Annotated in this window: 16 protein-coding genes and 1 pseudogene; 8 read left to right on the top strand and 9 right to left on the bottom strand. The window is 68.3% G+C overall.

Features of this window, described 5'->3' with window-relative positions; genetic code table 11:
* Nucleotides 1–23: 23 nt before the first annotated feature.
* Together DFR72_RS11360 and DFR72_RS11355 are read left to right on the top strand one after the other, a co-directional pair.
* Nucleotides 24–794, top strand: coding sequence for a cupin domain-containing protein (locus tag DFR72_RS11360; RefSeq protein WP_090062775.1), 771 nt, complete (start codon nucleotides 24–26; stop codon nucleotides 792–794).
* 10 nt (nucleotides 795–804) lie between these two features.
* Nucleotides 805–978 (top strand): helix-turn-helix domain-containing protein, encoded by a 174-nt coding sequence (locus tag DFR72_RS11355; RefSeq protein ID WP_170176222.1) that lies wholly within the window; start codon nucleotides 805–807, stop codon nucleotides 976–978.
* Between the two features lie 17 nt (nucleotides 979–995).
* On the opposite strand, the gene DFR72_RS11350 is transcribed toward DFR72_RS11355, so the two are convergent.
* The 4 genes from DFR72_RS11350 to DFR72_RS11335 form a co-directional block, all read right to left on the bottom strand.
* Nucleotides 996–2,153 (bottom strand): glycosyltransferase, encoded by a 1,158-nt coding sequence (locus tag DFR72_RS11350; RefSeq protein WP_425459886.1) that lies wholly within the window; start codon nucleotides 2,151–2,153, stop codon nucleotides 996–998.
* A gap of 110 nt (nucleotides 2,154–2,263) precedes the next feature.
* Nucleotides 2,264–3,400, bottom strand: coding sequence for a glutathione-independent formaldehyde dehydrogenase (locus DFR72_RS11345; protein ID WP_090062779.1), 1,137 nt, complete (start codon nucleotides 3,398–3,400; stop codon nucleotides 2,264–2,266).
* A 22-nt stretch (nucleotides 3,401–3,422) separates the two neighbouring features.
* Nucleotides 3,423–3,683 (bottom strand): iron-sulfur cluster biosynthesis protein, encoded by a 261-nt coding sequence (locus DFR72_RS11340; RefSeq protein WP_143086572.1) that lies wholly within the window; start codon nucleotides 3,681–3,683, stop codon nucleotides 3,423–3,425.
* Nucleotides 3,684–3,708: 25 nt separating this feature from the next.
* A complete protein-coding gene (locus DFR72_RS11335; protein ID WP_090062784.1) occupies nucleotides 3,709–4,680 on the bottom strand; it encodes a S1C family serine protease in 972 nt (323 codons plus the stop codon).
* A gap of 189 nt (nucleotides 4,681–4,869) precedes the next feature.
* Between DFR72_RS11335 and DFR72_RS11330 the strand changes: the two genes are divergently transcribed.
* The 3 genes from DFR72_RS11330 (at nucleotide 4,870) to DFR72_RS11320 (ending at nucleotide 8,629) form a co-directional block, all read left to right on the top strand.
* On the top strand, nucleotides 4,870–7,011 hold the full coding sequence (locus DFR72_RS11330; RefSeq protein WP_090062786.1) for an amylo-alpha-1,6-glucosidase: 2,142 nt from the start codon (nucleotides 4,870–4,872) through the stop codon (nucleotides 7,009–7,011).
* The gene (locus tag DFR72_RS11325) at nucleotides 6,999–8,099 is read left to right on the top strand and encodes a glycosyltransferase family 4 protein (RefSeq protein WP_090062787.1); all 1,101 of its coding nucleotides are present in this window, start codon (nucleotides 6,999–7,001) and stop codon (nucleotides 8,097–8,099) included. Before DFR72_RS11330 ends, DFR72_RS11325 begins: the two co-directional genes overlap by 13 nt.
* A 98-nt stretch (nucleotides 8,100–8,197) precedes the next feature.
* The gene (locus DFR72_RS11320) at nucleotides 8,198–8,629 is read left to right on the top strand and encodes a DUF1931 family protein (protein ID WP_245982805.1); all 432 of its coding nucleotides are present in this window, start codon (nucleotides 8,198–8,200) and stop codon (nucleotides 8,627–8,629) included.
* A gap of 943 nt (nucleotides 8,630–9,572) precedes the next feature.
* Here the strand turns inward: DFR72_RS11320 and DFR72_RS47855 are convergent.
* Both DFR72_RS47855 and DFR72_RS44940 read right to left on the bottom strand, forming a co-directional pair.
* Nucleotides 9,573–9,710, bottom strand: a complete 138-nt coding sequence (locus tag DFR72_RS47855; RefSeq protein WP_425459885.1) for a helix-turn-helix domain-containing protein — start codon at nucleotides 9,708–9,710, stop codon at nucleotides 9,573–9,575.
* Between the two features lie 18 nt (nucleotides 9,711–9,728).
* Complete coding sequence (locus DFR72_RS44940) at nucleotides 9,729–9,917, bottom strand: hypothetical protein (protein ID WP_143086573.1); 189 nt, start codon at nucleotides 9,915–9,917, stop codon at nucleotides 9,729–9,731.
* Between the two features lie 88 nt (nucleotides 9,918–10,005).
* Here DFR72_RS44940 and DFR72_RS11305 point away from each other — a divergent pair, with 88 nt between their 5' ends.
* Nucleotides 10,006–11,208 carry a DUF1963 domain-containing protein gene (locus tag DFR72_RS11305; RefSeq protein WP_245982803.1) on the top strand — a complete coding sequence of 401 codons (1,203 nt, stop codon included), beginning with the start codon at nucleotides 10,006–10,008 and terminating at the stop codon, nucleotides 11,206–11,208.
* Nucleotides 11,209–11,569: 361 nt separating this feature from the next.
* On the opposite strand, the pseudogene DFR72_RS46290 reads toward DFR72_RS11305, so the two are convergent.
* Nucleotides 11,570–11,851: pseudogene (locus DFR72_RS46290) on the bottom strand (SDR family oxidoreductase); the annotation flags it as partial.
* A 673-nt stretch (nucleotides 11,852–12,524) separates the two neighbouring features.
* Here DFR72_RS46290 and DFR72_RS11290 point away from each other — a divergent pair.
* Nucleotides 12,525–13,436, top strand: a complete 912-nt coding sequence (locus DFR72_RS11290) for an AurF N-oxygenase family protein (RefSeq protein WP_090062794.1) — start codon at nucleotides 12,525–12,527, stop codon at nucleotides 13,434–13,436.
* Between the two features lie 4 nt (nucleotides 13,437–13,440).
* Nucleotides 13,441–14,940, top strand: a complete 1,500-nt coding sequence (locus tag DFR72_RS11285; RefSeq protein ID WP_090062795.1) for an FAD-dependent oxidoreductase — start codon at nucleotides 13,441–13,443, stop codon at nucleotides 14,938–14,940.
* A gap of 84 nt (nucleotides 14,941–15,024) precedes the next feature.
* Here DFR72_RS11285 and DFR72_RS45460 read toward each other — a convergent pair whose 3' ends face one another.
* On the bottom strand, nucleotides 15,025–15,738 hold the full coding sequence (locus DFR72_RS45460) for an integrase core domain-containing protein (protein ID WP_245982801.1): 714 nt from the start codon (nucleotides 15,736–15,738) through the stop codon (nucleotides 15,025–15,027).
* Nucleotides 15,739–16,176: 438 nt separating this feature from the next.
* The gene (locus DFR72_RS11275; RefSeq protein WP_170176220.1) at nucleotides 16,177–17,397 is read right to left on the bottom strand and encodes a hypothetical protein; all 1,221 of its coding nucleotides are present in this window, start codon (nucleotides 17,395–17,397) and stop codon (nucleotides 16,177–16,179) included.
* Nucleotides 17,398–17,562 lie beyond the last annotated feature (165 nt).

Here is a 17,562-nt window from a genome sequence, read left to right as displayed (position 1 = left end):
ACCCGTTTGGCATGCTGTGACGCGTGGAGAGACTACTCAACCATCCGGTGAGCCGCGCGACCCGGATCGATGAGGCGGAGGACTCGGTCACCCGTGTGTTCCTGCCGCACCAGATCGCTCCCACGGGCAGGGAGAAGCCGCTCGACATGCGGTTGAACGCGGTCCGCCTCGGTTCTCTGACGGCCGGCTACCTCGTGTACGGCCAAGAGGTCGACATGCGCACGACGAACGCGTTCGCGTACCACTTCAACATGCCGGTGCAGGGCCGCGCGCGGTCGTCGTTCGGCCCTGTGTCGGTGGACGCCGGTCCCGCCGAGGCGGTCGCGTACCTGCCGGACGAACCGGCGTCGATCAAGTGGAGCGCCGACTGCGCGCAGCTGTGTCTCATGGTGGAACGGGTGACGCTGGAACAACGGCTCGCGGCCATGCTCGGGCGCCCGGTGAGCCGGATCGCGTTCGCGCCCGCACCGCAGCAGGGCGTGCTGGACGTGCTGGCCCCGTTCCTGCGGGAGTTCGAGGGGCCGGCACTGCTGCGCCGCCACCCCCTCGCGGCCGCCACGCTGGAGCAACTCGTGCTGGACGGCCTGCTGCTCACGCTGCGGCACGATCACCGCGCGGAACTGGAGAGAGCGCACCACATCCCGCGGGGGCCGGTGCGCGAGGCCGTCGAACTGCTGGAGGAAAGCCCGCACGAGGCGTGGACGACCACTACCCTGGCCGCGGCGGTCGCGGTCTCAGCGCGGGCGCTGCAAGCCGGGTTCAGACTGAACATCGGGGTGTCGCCGATGACGTAACCTGCGCGACGTGAGGCTGGGTCGTGTGCACCGCGACCTCACCGCGGCGGCGCCTGGCTTGACCGTCACCGACGCGGCCGCCTCATGGGGGTTCGTCCATCTGGGACGGTTCGCGGGCACGTACCGCCGGCGGTTCGGCGAGTCGCCGTCCGAGACGCTCAGCAGAAGCAGCAGACACCGCTGATCGCCCGGCCGGCGACTTCACCGCCGCGGAGCAGAGTCCTGACCGGCTCGCCGCGCGGGACCGGCGGTCCGCACGCCCGCCCGTTCGTACGCCCGCAGCGTGTCGGCCGCGATCCGGTCCCACGAGTACCGCGCGCACGCTCGATCGCGGGCCGCGGCACCGAGCTCCTGGCGGCGGACGCCGTCCCCGAGCAGCCCGCACAACGCCTTCGCCAGCAGGCGCGGTCTCCCGGGCGGGACGTGCAGACCCGTCACCCCGTCGACCACCGAGTCCGCCAACGCGCCCACCGCGGTCGCCACGACGGGCACGCCACACGCCATCGCCTCGAGCGAGACGTGGCCGACCGGTTCACACCGCGCTGCGCACACCACAACGTCCGCGGAACGCAGCAATGCAATCGTCCGCTCCCGTGACACGGCTCCGGTGAACACGACCCGGTCCGCCACACCGGCGTCCACGGCGAGCGCGCGCAACCGCCGCAGTCCGGGGTCCTGACCGATCCGCCGCTTCCCCGGTCCGCCGATGATCAGCAACTCGGCGTCCTCCACGTGGGACAGCACCTTCACCAGATCCGCCAGACCTCTCTGCGGCGCGGCGGTCACGATGCGGCTCCGCGTGCCGCGTCGTGCCGTTCGTCCCCACGGGGTGAACATCTGCACGTCCACACCGGTCGGAACGACGGAGATCCGGCTCCGGCCGACACCGGTGCGGACGAGCGCGAGCACCTCGTTGGACGACATCGCGGCGACCCGCGCGACCTCGCGGCCGACGATGCGTTCCGCCAGCGACCTCCTGACCGAACCGCCGAGTCCGTAGTACGTCTGCACCACGGGAGTCCCCCGGTGCTCGGCCAGCACGCTGGCCAATCCCGATGTCCAGCCGTGCGCGTGCACGACGTCGGGCGGGGCGTCGCGCCACTCGCGTCCGAGGAGTTCGGCGAGCCGGCCGATCTGGGAGATCATCTCGTTCTCGTCGATCGGCACCACAGGCCCGGCTGAAAGCCGCACGACGTCGTAACCCAGCTCCGTGCGCTCGCGATCCGGCGAAAGCGCGCTCTCCAGGCGGGTGTAGGCCGTGACAGCGTGGCCGCGGCAGGCCAGTGCCGCCGACAGTCCCGCCACGTGCACACGCTGTCCGGCACTGGGCTCCTCCACCGACACCATCGCGATCCGCAACCGGTCGTGCTCCACGTGCGCCTCCTCGCGTCGAATACGGAGGCAATCGTCGACGAACCGGTCGCGGCGGCGCTTGGGCAGACGAGGACGAACTCAGCGACCGTTTCCGGTCATGGGTGCAGCACGACCTTGGTGAATCCGTCGACCCGCTTGTCGAACTTCTCGTACGCCATCGGGGCCTCGTCGAGCGACAGTTCGTGCGACACCACGAAGCTCGGCTTCGCCCGGCCCGCGATGATCAGGTCGCGCAACCGCGCGTTGTAGCGCTTCACGTCGCACTGTCCCGTGCCCATGCGCAGGCCCTTTTCGAACATGCGCCCGATCGCCACGAGCAACATGCCCTGCTTCGACTGCTCGTCCGGCGCGCCGGGGTCGGCGGGCACGTAGAGACCGGGCACGCCGAGCATGCCGGTCGCACGAACCGTCTCGATCAACGAGTTCAGCACGACGGCCGGTTCCTCCCGGGTACCGCTGTCAGAGTGCGCCTGGTACCCGACGGCGTCGACGCCCTTGTCCACACCGCCGAGATCACCGCACTGCTCGACGATCTGCTGCGCGGCGTTGCCCCGGCTGAAGTCGATCGGCACGGCGCCGATCTCCTCGGCCTTGCGCAGCCGTTCCGGGACGCGATCCACGACGAACACCTTCGCCGCGCCACGCAACAGCGCGGAGTAGGCGGCCATCAGGCCGACCGGACCGGCGCCGAACACCGCGACCGACTCGCCGAGAGTGACCTCGGCGAGCTCGCAGCCGTGGTATCCGGTCGGGAAGATGTCGGCCAGCAACACGAAGTCGAGCTCGTGGTCGGTTCCCGGCGGCAGTTTCAGGCAGTTGAAGTCCGCATACGGCACACGGAGCTTCTCGGCCTGCCCACCGGAGTACGGGCCCATGGACACGTATCCGTAAGCACCACCGGCGAACCCGGGGTTCACCGTGAGGCAGAACCCCGTGTAGCCGCGCACGCAGTTCACGCAGAACCCGCATGCGACGTTGAACGGCATCACCACCCGATCGCCCTGCTTGATCCCCGTGACACCGTCACCGGTCTGCTCGACCACACCCATGTTCTCGTGCCCGAACACGATTCCTGGTTCCGCGGCGGTCCGCCCCTCGTACATGTGCAGGTCCGATCCGCAGATCGCGGCCGAGGTGATGCGGACGATCACGTCGTTGGAATGCTGGAGCTGCGGCTCCGGGACCTCTTCGACGGCTACTTCGTACGGCTTCTTGTACACGACGGCTTTCATGATCCCTGCCTTCCGGGAGTGCTCATCGGCGCGACACCCCGAAGACCGGGGTGCCGTCGGTGTCCGCGCGGGCGTCGAGAACCTTGTCGTCCAGGTAGTCCGCGGAATCCGGCGTGACGAAGACGCGTTCGCCCGAACGAGCCGTGACCACCTCGTCGCCCTCCTCCGGACCGGCGGCGCGCGTGACGTGCAGGTCACCGTCGGCGAAGTCGAGCCGCAGTCCCGCAGACCGCCCCTCCCCCTCCATCAGGTCCCTGATCACAGCAGCGGCAACAGACGTCATCTCCAGCACAGCGGCCTCCGAACGCTCATCGGCTGCCCAGGGCAACCGTCAACTGGGTCAACTCGTCCCCGCGTCGCACTGAGACGGGGATCCGTTCCCCGACGCGGGAGGACCGCAGCACGGCCTGGACGTCCTGGACGCCGCCGACCTGCTGGTCCTTCATCTCCACGACCACGTCCCCGGCGCGCAGCCCACCGGCCTCGGCCGGCCCCGCGGGCTCGACCTCCAGCACCAGGGCCCCGCGTTCGGTGGTGATCCCGAACCGCGAGCGGATCTCCGGCGTCAGGTCTCCCAACGACGCCCCGAGGTACGGGTGTTCGACCTTTCCGGCGGACAGCAACTTCTCCGTCACGTCCAGGGTCACGCCGGACGGAATCGCGAACCCCAGCGACACCGCGCCCTGCGAGGGCGGGATGTAGGCCTCGTTGATGCCGATGACACGTCCGGCCGAGTCGAGCAGTGCGCCGCCGGAGTTGCCGGGCGAGATCGGCGCGTCGGTCTGGATGAGCTCGACCTGCGGGCCGCCGGGCAACGTCCGGTGCAGACCGGACACGATTCCCGCCGTCACCGTGAACTCCAGCCCGAGCGGACTCCCGATCGCGAGCACCGTGTCACCCGGCCTGGGCAACTCGGTGCTGAACTCGGCGACGGGCAGGTTCTTCCGCTCGGTGCGCACCACCGCGAGATCCGACAACGGATCCGTGGCGAGCACCTCGCCACCGGACTCCTGCCCGTCGGCGTACCGGATGCGCACCTGCCGGTTGGTCTTCACCACGTGCTCGTTGGTCACGACGACGTCGGAACGCAGTACGACGCCGCTGCCCACACCGTCCTCGACCCGGACGGTCACCGCGGACGGCGCGGTGCGCGTGACCACGTCGGCGTAGGAACCGGCACCCTCGCTCTCACCCGCGCCGGCGGGTGGCGGGGACCGGTTGTCCGTGCACGCGACCAAACCCAGCAACAACAACAAGAACGCCAGAACTCTTGGGAACATGCGCCCGGCTACCCGTCGAAACCCGGCTCACACGGTCACCGCCGAGGCCTGACTCCGCAGGCCCAACGCGAGCGGGAAAGTTCGTCCTCGCAGGAGAAAGCGCGCTGCGCCGAAACCTTGCCAGCCTCTTGTGGTGCCCATCATGAGAGGCGGCAGGACGATGACGCTCGATCTCCACGCCCGGACGACATGACCGGGGGCTGGGCATTCGACGGCCACCCCGCCGCGCTCTCGGCCGGCACGGTCACCCTGGTCAACGGCACGTCGTTCTGCGTGTGCGGACACGACGGCGACATCCACGCCGAAGGGGCCCAAGGCACGTTCTTCATGGACACCCGGATCGTGTCCGGCTGGCGGCTGAGGATCGACGGCGCACCGGCCGAGCCGATCACCGCGGTGCCGGCGGAACCGTTCCGCACGACGTTCCTCGGGCGAGCGCTGCTCGGCCGTCACGGCGAGAGCTCCCTGCTGGTGGAACGCACCCGGTACATCGGCGCGGGCATGCGCGAGGACGTCGTGCTGCGCAACTACGGACCGCAGGACGTGTCGGTCACGCTGACCGTGCACGTGCACGCCGACTTCGCGGACCTGTTCGAGGTCAAGGAGGATCGCGTGCGTGCCGACCACCGCCGTCACGGCGCGGAGGCCCGCGACGACGGTCTCACGCTCAGCCGCGGCGGCCGGGGCGTGTGGGTGAGCGCTGATCACGCCGAGTACGACCTGGACCGGCTGACCTTCCGCGCGGTGGTGCCCGCGAGGGGTGAGTGGTCGACCCGCGTCACCGCGCGGCCTGTGGTGGACGGTGAGCTGACGGCCGCGATGTTCCCGCTCGACCTGCCGGTCGAGCAGTCGGCCCCCATGGCGCGAGCGCGTCAGTGGCACGAGACGGGGCCGGTGCTCCGGGTGTTCGGCGCACCGGCGCTGATGCGCACGCTCCAGCAGAGCAGGGAGGACCTGGGCGCACTGCGCATCTTCGACCCGGAACGGCCCCAGGACACCGTGATCGCCGCCGGAGCACCGTGGTTCATGACCCTGTTCGGGCGCGACTCGATCCTGTCGTCCCTGATGGCGCTGACGATCGACCCCACGCTCGCGCTCGGCACCGCACAGACGCTCGCGCGCCACCAGGGCACGACCGTGGAACCGAACAGCGAGGAGGAACCCGGCAGGATCCTGCACGAGATCCGGTTCGGCGCGGACTCCTCCCTCGCGCTCGGTGGACGCAACGTCTACTACGGCACCGCGGATGCCACACCGTTGTTCGTGATGCTGCTCGGCGAACTGAGCAGATGGGGCATCGGCGACGACCGGATGGCCGCACTTCTGCCGCACGCCGACCGAGCGCTCGAATGGATCGACCGCTACGGCGACCGCGACGGTGACGGGTTCGTCGAGTACCACCGCGCCACCGAGCGGGGACTGGTGAACCAGGGCTGGAAGGACTCGTGGGACGGCGTCAACTTCGCCGACGGCACGATCGCGAGCAGCCCGATCGCGTTGTGCGAGGTGCAGGGCTACGTGTACGCCGCGTTCCGCGCGCGGGCGGGTCTCGCAAGGGTCGCCGGTGACGATCCGAAGTACTGGGAGGATCGGGCCCAGACGCTGAAGGAGAGGTTCAACGAGGCGTTCTGGCTGCCCGAACTCGGCCGTTACGCCGTCGCGCTGGACCACGCCAAGCGACCGGTCGACTCGGTCGCGTCCAACATCGGGCATTGCCTGTGGACCGGCATCGTCGACGAGGACAAGGCCGGCCGGGTCGCGGAGTCGCTGATGTCGAAGGAGATGTTCACCGGCTGGGGTGTGCGCACCCTCGCGTCCGACATGGGCGCGTACAACCCGATGAGCTACCACAACGGATCGGTGTGGCCGCACGACTCGACCATCGTCGCGGCAGGACTCATGCGGTACGGGTTCGTCGAGCACGCCCAACGACTCGCGAGCGCGCTGTACGACGCGGCGGAGGCGTTCGGCGGCCGGCTGCCCGAACTGCTGTGCGGCTTCGACCGCACCGAGTTCTCCCGGCCGGTCCCCTATCCGACGTCGTGCTCGCCGCAGGCATGGGCTTCCGCGGCACCCGTGCACCTGCTGCGGGTGTTGCTGCGCCTGGAACCCGACGTACCGGACAGCACGGTGTTCCTCGCACCGGCGTTGCCGGAGCACTTCCTGCCGATCGCGGTCGACAACGTGCCCCTGGCCGGCGCACGGGTGACCGTCGAGGTCGACTCCGAGGTCCGAGTTGCCGGTCTGCCAACGGAAATAGTGCTCTCGAATGAGGTTCCGGATGGTTTCATCGCAAGCGCTGGGGAAACTCGTCCAGAATGGACGAACTGAAAATCGCGATGGTGGCGCCCCCGTGGTTCGAAGTCCCACCGAAGGCCTACGGTGGCATCGAATCCGTGTGCGCGGACCTCGCCGACCAACTGACCAGACAAGCCGTGCACGTGACGTTGATCGGGGTCGGACGCAACGGCACCAACACGAAGTTCGTATCGCTTTCCGAAGTGCCACAGGAGAAACGCATCGGCCTGAGCATGCCGGAGGTCGGGCACGCGGCCGCACTGCCGGACGTGCTCGCCGACCTCGACGTCGATCTGGTGCACGACCACTCGCTCGCCGGCCCTCTGCTGGCCCGCGGCCGTGCGCTGCCCACCGTGGTCACCGCGCACGGTCCGGTGACCGGTGAGATGGGACGGTACTACCGGGCGCTGGGCCGAAGTGTGCACCTCGTAGCACTGTCCGAAGCACAACGCGCGCACGCACCGGACCTCAACTGGGTGGCCACGGTGCACAACGCCGTGCGCGTGGCCGAGTTCCCGTTCCGGCAGAACAAAGAGGACTTCGCGTTGTTCCTCGGCCGCTCCTCACCGGAGAAGGGCATTCCGGAGGCGATCGAGGCGGCCAGGGCGGCGGGGGTGCGCCTGCTGATCGCGGCGAAGTGCCGCGAGCCGGACGAGATCCGCTATTTCGACGAGGTGGTGAAACCGATGCTGTCGCAAGGCGACGGCGTCGACTGGCTCGGCGAGGCGGGCCGCGAGCGCAAGCTCACGTTGCTCGCGGCGGCCAGGTGCCTGCTGTTCCCGATCCAGTGGGAGGAGCCGTTCGGCCTCGTGATGGCGGAGGCACTGGCGTGCGGCACGCCGGTGGTCGCACTGCGCCGCGGTTCCGTGCCCGAAGTGGTGAAACACGGCGAGACCGGTTGGGTGTGCGACGACTTGGACGAATTGGCAAGTGCGTTGACCCAGGTCGGCTCGCTCAGTCCGGCGCGGTGCCGGGCGGACGCCGAGGAACGCTTCGACGTCCCGTTGATGGCGCGACGCTACGAGGCGGCGTACCGATCGGTCCTCGGACGCCCCGCCACCAACGAGGAACGAGGCCTCCAGTTGGTCAGCACACCGAGACGTCCTGTCCCCGCAGGGTGAACCCGACGACCGGATCTCGTCCCGCGAGCACGTCGAGAGGGCAGCACGCGGCCGCAATGCTCGAAGGACCCCCAACCTAGGAGCCAACCGTGCCGGTCATGAACGTAGCCAGGTTCGAGCACTTCTTCCGCACCACGGCAGGCCTCGACGTCGACAAGGACGACCTCAAGCGCTACAACGACTTCATCGACCAGCAACTGCGGGACATGTACCTGATGGCCGGCATCACGGCGAAGACGAACGCCCGCGACGTGGTGCAGGCCTACGACTTCCCGATCACCAAGGGCCTGCAGGAACGCATGCGCGAGTTCGACAAGCTCTTCGCCGAACTCGAGACCGCCCTGGACACGATGGCGCCGCGGCCACCGGACATCACCCTCTCGGACGAGGCCGAGGCCCAGGTGCCGCACATCGCCGGCGGGATCAGCATCGGCCTTGCCCGCACTTTCAAGATCATCGAACCCGCCCTGGTCAACCCGCAGACCAAACACTGGGAATCGGCGTTCCGCCTGTTCGACCTTCTTCTGTAGCCGTCCTCGACGCTGCGTGATTGACAGGTCAGGTACGAAGATCCAGTCGCCTGCCATTCAGATGCGTCGGTGCGACACAAGCGTAGACGGCGTTCCCCTCGTGGCTGGGCAACCCGGCCGCCTCAGCCCTGCCGCGACGTTGCTGGGAAACCACCTGCGCTCTGCCGTACACGGTGACCGAGCGTCCCGTCAGCGCACCCTCAACGAAGCCATCGGCCTGAAACGCGACGAACTCGACCCCGCCGGCAACAACTTGGCCGCAGTAACCTGGTCGAGGCTGACCATGACCACCTTGTTGCGCACGACGAACCGCACGAGCTGAGCCACGCCAGCGCATACAGACGTGCGCTGAGCACGGTGTCGACGTGGAAGAAGTCCGCCGCGATGATCCCCTCGGCCTGCGCAGTCAGAAACTCACGCCACGTCGGACCACACCGCCGCGGCGCCGGATCGATGCCCGCGCGGTTCAAGATCTCCCAGACCGTCGAAGCACCCAGCCGATGACCAAGCCGAACCAGCTCGCCATGGATACGCCGATGTCCCCACTGCGGATTCTCTCTGGCAAGCCGGAGTACGAGCGCCCTGATCGCTGCCTAGGTGGAGGGACGCCCGGTTCGCCGATGTGCTGTGTAGTCCCACTTCGAGGCGATGAACCTGCGGTGCCATGCGACCAACGTGCCAGGAGTAACTGGAAAGACCCGCTGGCAGCGTGAGCGATGTACCAGTCTCGACAGCGCGGCGAACCAGAACCGGTCCGCAGGCTCGTAACGGAGCGGCCAGTCAACTGCCGACGAAGCACGACGTTCTCGTGCCGCAGCACTAGAAGCTCCACATCCTTGGCTGCCTCACTGCGAAGCAGAACCACCGGAACAGACAGCAACTTGCAGACCACCTTGTACAACAGCGAAACGATCACCCGAACATGCTCGCAGCCGGGAGAACATCATTGTTCAGAGCTACGATGACTTTCCGGGCGGCGCAGCACACCGCGCTCCAGCAGCCCGACCGCCTTCGCGCTGAGCCGGGCGCGCTCGGCGAGTTCCTCCTGCGTCAAGGAGCGGGCGGTCCGGTACTCCCGCAGCAGGGGTGGCGAAGGTGGTCACGCGGTCCGCTCAGGGGTTTTGTTCCACCGGCACGGCACGACCTCCGGAGTGCCGGAGAGCCGCTGCGAGACCGGTGGCCGGAACAGCCCGTTCTGCTCGCTCCCCGACCGAATGCGGCGTTCTCCGCGCGGGCCGCCCGCGTCAGGACAGAAGTTCCGGACGGAGATCCGTGCCGTGCTTGCCATGGCTTCTCCTGCCATTGGCATCAGCGGAACATTCCCGTGGCCCATGCCGGCATCCTGCCCTGCCTGCCTCCCGCCGCATCGCCCGACCGTGACGACCGGCGCCCGCGACGGGAGCGGCCAACGGCTTGCACGCATTGCCGACCGCGACGCCGCTGCCTCGGACCCAGATGCCACGGCGCAACAGGCGATGCGTGACGCGGGCCGGGAACCCGGCGCCAACGCGGATCCTGGATCAACAGGGATGCGCCGACACCACCCGAAGGTCCTTTTGCGACAAGGAATTCCCGTATCCACGCAAGGGCGGAGCCGCGCCTGCGCCCACCCGAATTCGGGACATCATCATGATGACGACGATCGGCGGAGCTGGACGCCGGCACTGTGGACGGTGAGGGAGAGCGCTTCCACCGATCTGCGATCATGCTGCGCCATGGATCGTCATGAGCAGTTCCGCAGCGCCGCAATCGATCGAGGCATCCCGCAGGACGAGGCCGACAAGTTCGCCGACCAGCTCCGCTTCGCGATCTGGGCGGGTCCAAGCGGTGCCGGGGATGAGGTCGTCGGACAATTCGGTGGGCTTCCTGAGTTACCGGCGGGCATGGAGTGGCCGGGCGACGAGTACCCGTTGCCGATCATCGGCTCCGTCGACTGCGCGGCCCTCCCGCGAGCCGAAGGGCTTGACCTGCCGGCGGACGGTTCGCTGCTGTTCTTCCTGCACCACGAGGAAGACATCGAAGAACATCCCACCACCGAGTTCTCGCGAGTCTTGTACGTCCCAGCCGGCACGGAAACGGAGGTGGCATCACCGCCGCCCGGCCACGACACCAGGACGTTCTTCATGGAGCCCATCCCGTTCCTCATTCCCGAGTGCAGGCTCACCGCATGGGTGCAACCGGTACTGCCCGACTGGATCGAGCGGCGCGATGTCCAGTCCGAATCGGACGCCGTGAAGCAGTTGTGCGAACTCGTCGACGATCTCTGGCCGTCTCAGGACCGCTTCTGCACGCTTCGCATCGGCGGGTACTGCCGGGAGATCGGCGGCCAGGACAACCCGTACGCGCAGATGGCGTTCGACGGCGCCAGGAGCCTGCTGGCAGCTGATGCCGACACGTCGGTGGAGGAGCGGTTCCGCCTGCAGGGCGAAGAGGAGCACCGGTTGATCCAGGAATGGGTGCCGCTCGCCCAGTTCCCCACGAACGGCGAGTTCTACTACGGATGCTTCCTGATCAGGTCCGATGATCTCGCCGCTCAGCGCTTCGACCAGATGCGTTCGTTCACCATGTTCACCGAATAGGGGTCGTCACTCGGTCAACGCGTCCACCGGCGGGCCCAGACCTCCGCAGGTGGACGCGGTGCGCTCGCGGCGACCAGCGCCAAGCCCGCCGCTGCGGACACAGCGATGCGCAGCTGTCCTTCGCGGCTTTCATGGCAAGATCGCGAACCGCATCGCACGCCCCACCGCCGCCTCGCTGTCGAACTCACGCGTTGTCGCCGCGACGTCGCCACGCGGTATCTGCGACAAGCGATCAGAAATTTTGGCAGGCGGCGCGACGGTTCCGACACCACCTCCGATCCAGCAGTCGGATGAAGGTGGCGATCTCGGCTCGACGGCACATGCGGTGCTTTCTCGCGTCCGAGATCTGGTCGACCTGAGGTCAGCCGAGTGACGCCCCGGCGCACACGACCAGCGCCTGGCCGGTGATGTTGCGAGCGTCTAATCCGAGCAGGAACGCAACCGTGCCCGCGATCTCAGCCGGGTCGATCAACGCGCCCATCGGCGGCAGCTGTGGAGGGGTGGTGGCCCGGCCGGGGTCGCACAGCATCGGGGTGTCGGTCGGACCGGGCGCCACTACGTTCACCGTGACCGCCTGGTCGACGAGCTCGGCCGCCCACGAACGCGCGAGGCCCACCAGTGCGGCTTTGGTGGCGGCGTAATGGCTTTGCCAGTCACGCCGGTCATCGTGCGGCTACCGATGAGCACCACGCGGTCACCACGCGGCATCCGTGCCACGGCCGCATCGACCCACACCGTCGTCGCCTCTACGTGTACCCGCCACATGTCCGCGCCATCCGCTGTGGACAGCGAGCCGAGCGCTGCCGAGCGCTGGAGGCCAGCGGCGTGCACGACGGCGTCCACTACGACAGGGATCGGACGAGGGAGCGCAGCGAGTCGAGGTCGCCGAGGTCGAGGGCATGCCATATGAGCCGTCCGTGGCGCAGCGGCGGTTCGCCCCAGCTGAGCCCGGTTCGACGAGGGCGGGCGGACCGGGCTGGCCCGCAGCCCGCACCGCTACGCGTGGCCCGCCGAACTAGACCTCATGGCCAGACTGGTGGGGTTCGAGCTGGAGAGCAGGCACGCGGACTGGACCGGTGCGGCGTTCACTGCCGGGTCGCGCTCCCCCGTGTCCGTCTACCGCCTCCCAGGCGAGGGCTGACCAGACCCCGTCTCCCCGACCACCGCTGACCCACCCGCACCCCGAACCGGCCGCTCGGTCCGGGGTGCGAGCACGTCCCCGCCTGCCGGTTTCGGCTCTCGCGGATCGGGGCAGGTTTCTGTTACCGTTAGTATCAGTAACTCCGGGTAACAGCTATATGTCATCAGGGAGCCCCATGACCAGCGTCGACACCCATGACCACGCGGGCGCGTCCGGCCGCCAGGCCATCGCACGCCGGTTGCTGGACTCGTCCGAAGCCGTGTCCTACGACCCCGTCCAGGAGGTCGACTGGGAGACCCCGCTCGACACGAGCTACCACGGCGCCAGCCCGGAGTGGAGCACCCTCTACGGCACGGCCTACTGGGACGAGATGACCCCGGAGCAGCAGCGCGAGCTGACCCGCCAGGAGGCGGCGTCGGTGGCGAGCACGGGCATCTGGTTCGAGATGATCCTCCAGCAGATGGTGCTGCGGGACTTCTACGCGAAGGACCCGACCGACCCGGCCTTCCAGTGGGCGCTGACCGAGATCGCGGACGAGTGCCGGCACTCGATCATGTTCGCGCGGGGCGCGGCGAAGCTGGGCGCCCCCGCGTACCGGCCGCGCCGCCTGGTGGTCGAGCTGGGCCGCGCCTTTAAGACCCTCGCGGTCGGCGAGGCGGCCTACGCGGCGATCCTGGTCGCGGAAGAGGTCCTCGACGTCATGCAGCGCGACTGGATGCGCGACGAGCGGGTGGTGCCCTTCGTGCGCACCATCAACAACATCCACGTGGTCGAGGAGTCCCGGCACATGAAGTTCGCCCGCGAGGAGACCCGCGAGCGGCTCAAGGGCGCGGGGTGGGTGCGCAGGCAGTTCAACGCGATAGTCGTCGCCGGCGCGTCCTACGCCATCGTCGGCAGCATGGTCAGCGACGAGGTCTACGCCAACGCGGGCCTCGACCCGCAGCGCGCCATCCGCGAGGCCCGCGCCAACGAGCACCACAAGTCGATGCTGCGCTCCAGCTGCGCCGGCCTGATGGAGTTCCTGGACTCGGCGGGCCTGCTCACCAAGGCCGCGACGAAGATCTACCAGCGCGCGAACCTGATCTGACGCCATGGCCTTCGCGATCACCCAGACCTGCTGCAACGACGCGTCCTGCGTCGCGGTCTGCCCGGTCAACTGCATCCACCCGACGCCGGACGAGCCCGACTTCGGCACCACGGAGATGCTGTACGTCGACCCGCGCACGTGCATCGACTGCGGCGCGTGCGCGGACGCGTGCCCGGTGGACGCGATCTTCCCGGTGGACGCCCTGTCCGCGCCGCTCCAGGTTTACGAGAAGATCAACGCCGACTTCTACGCGGACCGCGACCCGATCGCGGAGGCGGCGGACCCCACGCCGAACTTCCACGCCTGGGGCCCGCCGGTGTTCAGCCACACCATCCCGGCCGACCTCACGCCGCTGGACGTTGCGGTCGTGGGCAGCGGCCCCGCGGGCATGTACACCGTCCAAGAACTGCTGCTGCACACCAACGCCTGGGTCACCCTGATCGACCGGCTGCCCGTCGCGGGCGGCCTGCTCCGCTACGGCGTCGCGCCCGACCACCCGTCCACGAAGAAGATCGGCGCGGCGTTCGCGCGCTTCCACACGCACCCCCGGCTGCGCCTGCGGCTGGGCGTCGAGGTGGGCCGCGACGTCACCACCGCCGAGCTGGCCGCGCGGCACGACGCGGTGGTCTACGCCGTCGGCGCGTCCGACGCCCGCCGGCTGGGCGTCCCCGGCGAGGACCTGCCCGGCAGCCTCGCCGCGGCCACCATCGTGGCTTGGTACAACGGCCACCCGGACGTGCCCGCCGACGCCGTCGACCTGTCCACCGAGCGCGTTGTCATGGTCGGCACCGGCAACGTGGCGCTGGACATCGCGCGCGTCCTCACCACCGACCCGGCCGCGCTGGAGGGCACGTCCGTCGCCCCGCACGCCCTGGCCCGGCTCCGGTCGAGCAAGGTCCGCGAGGTCGTGCTGGTCGCCCGCCGCGGCCCGGACGTCGCCGCGTACACCCGGCCCGAGCTGCTGGCCCTGCTGGAGCACGACGACTTCGACGTGGTGGTCGACGCGCAGGACGAACGCGTCACCCAGGCGATCGACGAGGCCGCGCCCACGGCCAAGGCGGGACTGCTCCAGGGCGTGGCTCGGGAGGTCGTGGACTGGTCCGCGCCGCCACCGACCGACCGGCGGCGCATCGTGCTCCGCTTCCTCTCGGCTCCTGTCGAGGTCGTCGGGAACACCGAGGTGCGCGGCCTGCGCACCACCGGCCCCGACGGCAACGTGGAGATCATCGCGGGCCGCGTGGTGCGGGCCGTCGGCTACCGCGGCACACCGCTGCCCGGCCTGCCGTTCGACGAGGTCACCGGCACCGTCCCGCACACCGGGGGCCGGGTCGAGGGCCTGACCGGCGCCTACGCCGTAGGCTGGGCCAAGCGTGGCCCCAGCGGCGGCATCGGCGCGAACCGGGCGTGCTCCCGGGAGACCGTGGGCACGCTCATCGCGGACGCCGTCGCCGGGCGGCTGCCAGCGCGCCGCCGCCGCTTCCCGCGCCTGCCGCGGAGGTCGTGAGGCCCGCGCGTTTGGTGAGGTCGAGCCGTGTGGGGTGCCAAACTATGCCTGGCGGTCGGATCTGCGACTCAGGCCGCCGCGGGTTCATACTCGTTGATCAAGCCGCCGAGTACTCGCCGACGACGAACGAACCCACAACCTGACTCTGTGAGCGGGTACTCGGTTCGTGGTGGGGCTTGCTCCCACGCTGTGTGGCCGTCGGTGGTTGCAGTGAGCCAAATAGCAGTTCAGCACTGACATCAGGTGCCGCTCGTTGATGATGAGCAGCCGGTCGGTGAGCTCTCGCCTTACGGTGCCGACGAACCGCTCGGCGTAGCAGTTGGCCCGTGGACATCGCGGCGGAATCTTCACGATGTCGATGCCGGCGTCAGCGAGAACAGAATCGAACTGGCCCGCTCTGTCACGAACCAGGAATCGAAAGTCGTTCGCCCGATCGTCAAGCGTCATAAGGAGGTTGCGAGCCTGCTGCGTGGTCCACGGCCCGTCAGGGTTAGAGGTGGTCTCGAGGATATGGACGTAGCGGGTGCCGACCTCCATCACGAAGAACACGTACACCCGCTTCAAAGTGACAACGCAGTCGACATGGAAGAAGTCGCACGCCAGCATGCTCGCCGCCTGAGCACGCAGAAACCGCCGCCACGACGTGTCGGTATCCCGAGTCGGCGAAGGCGGTATCCGAAGCCGCTTGAGCACACGGCGAACAGTCGACGCGGCCGTCCGGTGGCCGAGCTTGAGCAGCTCACCTTGGATGCGGCGGTAACGCCAGCCCGTGTTCTCCCGCGCCATGCGCTCGATCAACGCCACTACGGTGCCGTCGACCGGACGGCGTCCAGTCCGGTTCGTTAGGTCCACTTCTTCGCGACTAGGCACCGATGCCACCGCAGCACGGTGCCTGGGGTCACCAAGCGATGATCCCGCAACCAGTCCGGTAGGCGCCGCACCAACGTAGCCAGCACCGCACGATCAGCCCAGTCCAACCGCGGACGACCGTGGGTACGGCGCAACACGGCGACCTCGTGCCGCAGAACGAGCAACTCCACGTCTTTGGCCGCCGAGGACCGCCCGAGCAGAACCAGCCAACCGACAAGCCGAACGAAGACGAAGTACAACAGCCGAAGCGCCACGTTCGGGATCATGCCGTCAAGGCGACAGCAAACGATCACCGCAGCTCAACTGGCGAGTGCAGAGTTCTGTCACCCCACACGCAGTGTGGCAACGTATCCAGGCAGTAGGCCGTCAGGTCCCGCCGGATGCGCCGTTCTGCCTGGTCGTGCTGGCGAACAAAGCCAGTAGCTCCCCCGGTGAATGAAGGAGGTGCGGGTTGGCGGTGATGATCGCGCGCTCCTCGTCCGTGGGTTCCCAGCTCAGCACCCGCGGGCCGATCTTGACCAGCAGGAGCGGCGGCAGGTAGACCAGCACCTCTTCGTGATCACGAATCGCCTCCAGCAACCGCGCCGCCGAGTCGACGAGGCGCTCCTCGCGGGTCGACTGAGGGTGTGACGTGACCAGGACTTCGCCGGCTTGGATCACTGAGCCGACCATCGCCGACTTCACCTCGTTGGTCACGGCGCATGCGATCTCCGCGGCCGACACCTTGGCCGCATCAGGATCTAGTGGCCGGACGAACATTCGCTGAAACCAAGAGCCGAGCTCGGGATTCTGCCGGTCAACGATCACGTAGCCGGCTGACTCCAGCAGGTGGACAACCGCGTCGCGGACAGACGTGCCGTCGTCACCGGAGGTATGGATCGTCACCTCATCGACGCTCGGGTCCTGCCAACGGAATCGCCCCGGACCCTCACCCGTTCCGACCAGCCGCAGCCAGGCTTGTCCGGTGAAGTTCTTGACCTGGACGTCGATTCGGCGGTAGGCCTCGGGAGAGGTGCCTGGCCTCCGAAGGATTGTCTCGGAGTAGAACGAATCAGACGCGATCAGGGCCACCACACCGTCAGAGCGCTGCAACGCCAGCTTGGCCTCAGGTTCGTCCAGCATCCGGAAGGCCAGCGCGACCTGCCCGCCCATCCATCCGTGCTCGTTTTTCCGGATCTCGCCCTCGTGCACCGCCACTCGCAGCTTGATCTTGGCCGCGTCGACTTTCGTCGCGTTGTACCTGCGGAGCTCGGCGACCAGCCGGTCGGGGAGCACGTCGACCAGTTCGCTCTTGGGAAAATCCTTGGGTATCAGGATCAGCGCACCGTCACCGCGATCTTCGATCACCCACGTGTCGACGTCGACGCCGATGTCGCTGAACGCACTCCGCAACACGTCGTAAAGACCGCTTTGCAGAGCGAGCTGGTGGGCCACGGTTCGATCCGGACGGGTGAACTCCGCAATGTCCACCACAACGATGATTCGACGCTGTGCCGACCCAGGTGTCACGAGTTCGTCCTCCAGACGACATGTCCCGGTTTGATCCGCCTGCTGGCGCTGCCATCGATTATCGGAGGACCAGTCCACACCACCACTGCTGGACGACGCCACGACATGAACCGGCTGGCGGCACCAACCCAAAGTCAGAGCCGAGCCCTCGTGGCCTGGTCGTGTTGGCGTCGACGACGCCAACACCAAGCCCGCCTCAGCCACTACAGACGACGCGGCTACCTACTCACATAAGTGCCGTTG

Origin of the sequence: Lentzea flaviverrucosa (assembly GCF_003350445.1) — a bacterium.
GTDB classification, from domain to species: domain Bacteria; phylum Actinomycetota; class Actinomycetes; order Mycobacteriales; family Pseudonocardiaceae; genus Lentzea; species Lentzea californiensis.
This window is presented reverse-complemented; position numbering and strand designations above follow the sequence as displayed.

Bases quoted from the DNA above. Each gene is read 5' to 3' on its own strand.
- DFR72_RS11345 (WP_090062779.1), bottom strand. From the start codon at position 3,400: ATGAAAGCCGTCGTGTACAAGAAGCCGTACGAAGTAGCCGTCGAAGAG.
- DFR72_RS11340 (WP_143086572.1), bottom strand. From the start codon at position 3,683: ATGACGTCTGTTGCCGCTGCTGTGATCAGGGACCTGATGGAGGGGGAG.
- DFR72_RS11335 (WP_090062784.1), bottom strand. From the start codon at position 4,680: ATGTTCCCAAGAGTTCTGGCGTTCTTGTTGTTGTTGCTGGGTTTGGTC.
- DFR72_RS11330 (WP_090062786.1), top strand. From the start codon at position 4,870: ATGACCGGGGGCTGGGCATTCGACGGCCACCCCGCCGCGCTCTCGGCC.
- DFR72_RS11325 (WP_090062787.1), top strand. From the start codon at position 6,999: ATGGACGAACTGAAAATCGCGATGGTGGCGCCCCCGTGGTTCGAAGTC.
- DFR72_RS11320 (WP_245982805.1), top strand. From the start codon at position 8,198: ATGAACGTAGCCAGGTTCGAGCACTTCTTCCGCACCACGGCAGGCCTC.
- DFR72_RS44940 (WP_143086573.1), bottom strand. From the start codon at position 9,917: ATGGCAAGCACGGCACGGATCTCCGTCCGGAACTTCTGTCCTGACGCG.
- DFR72_RS11290 (WP_090062794.1), top strand. From the start codon at position 12,525: ATGACCAGCGTCGACACCCATGACCACGCGGGCGCGTCCGGCCGCCAG.
- DFR72_RS11285 (WP_090062795.1), top strand. From the start codon at position 13,441: ATGGCCTTCGCGATCACCCAGACCTGCTGCAACGACGCGTCCTGCGTC.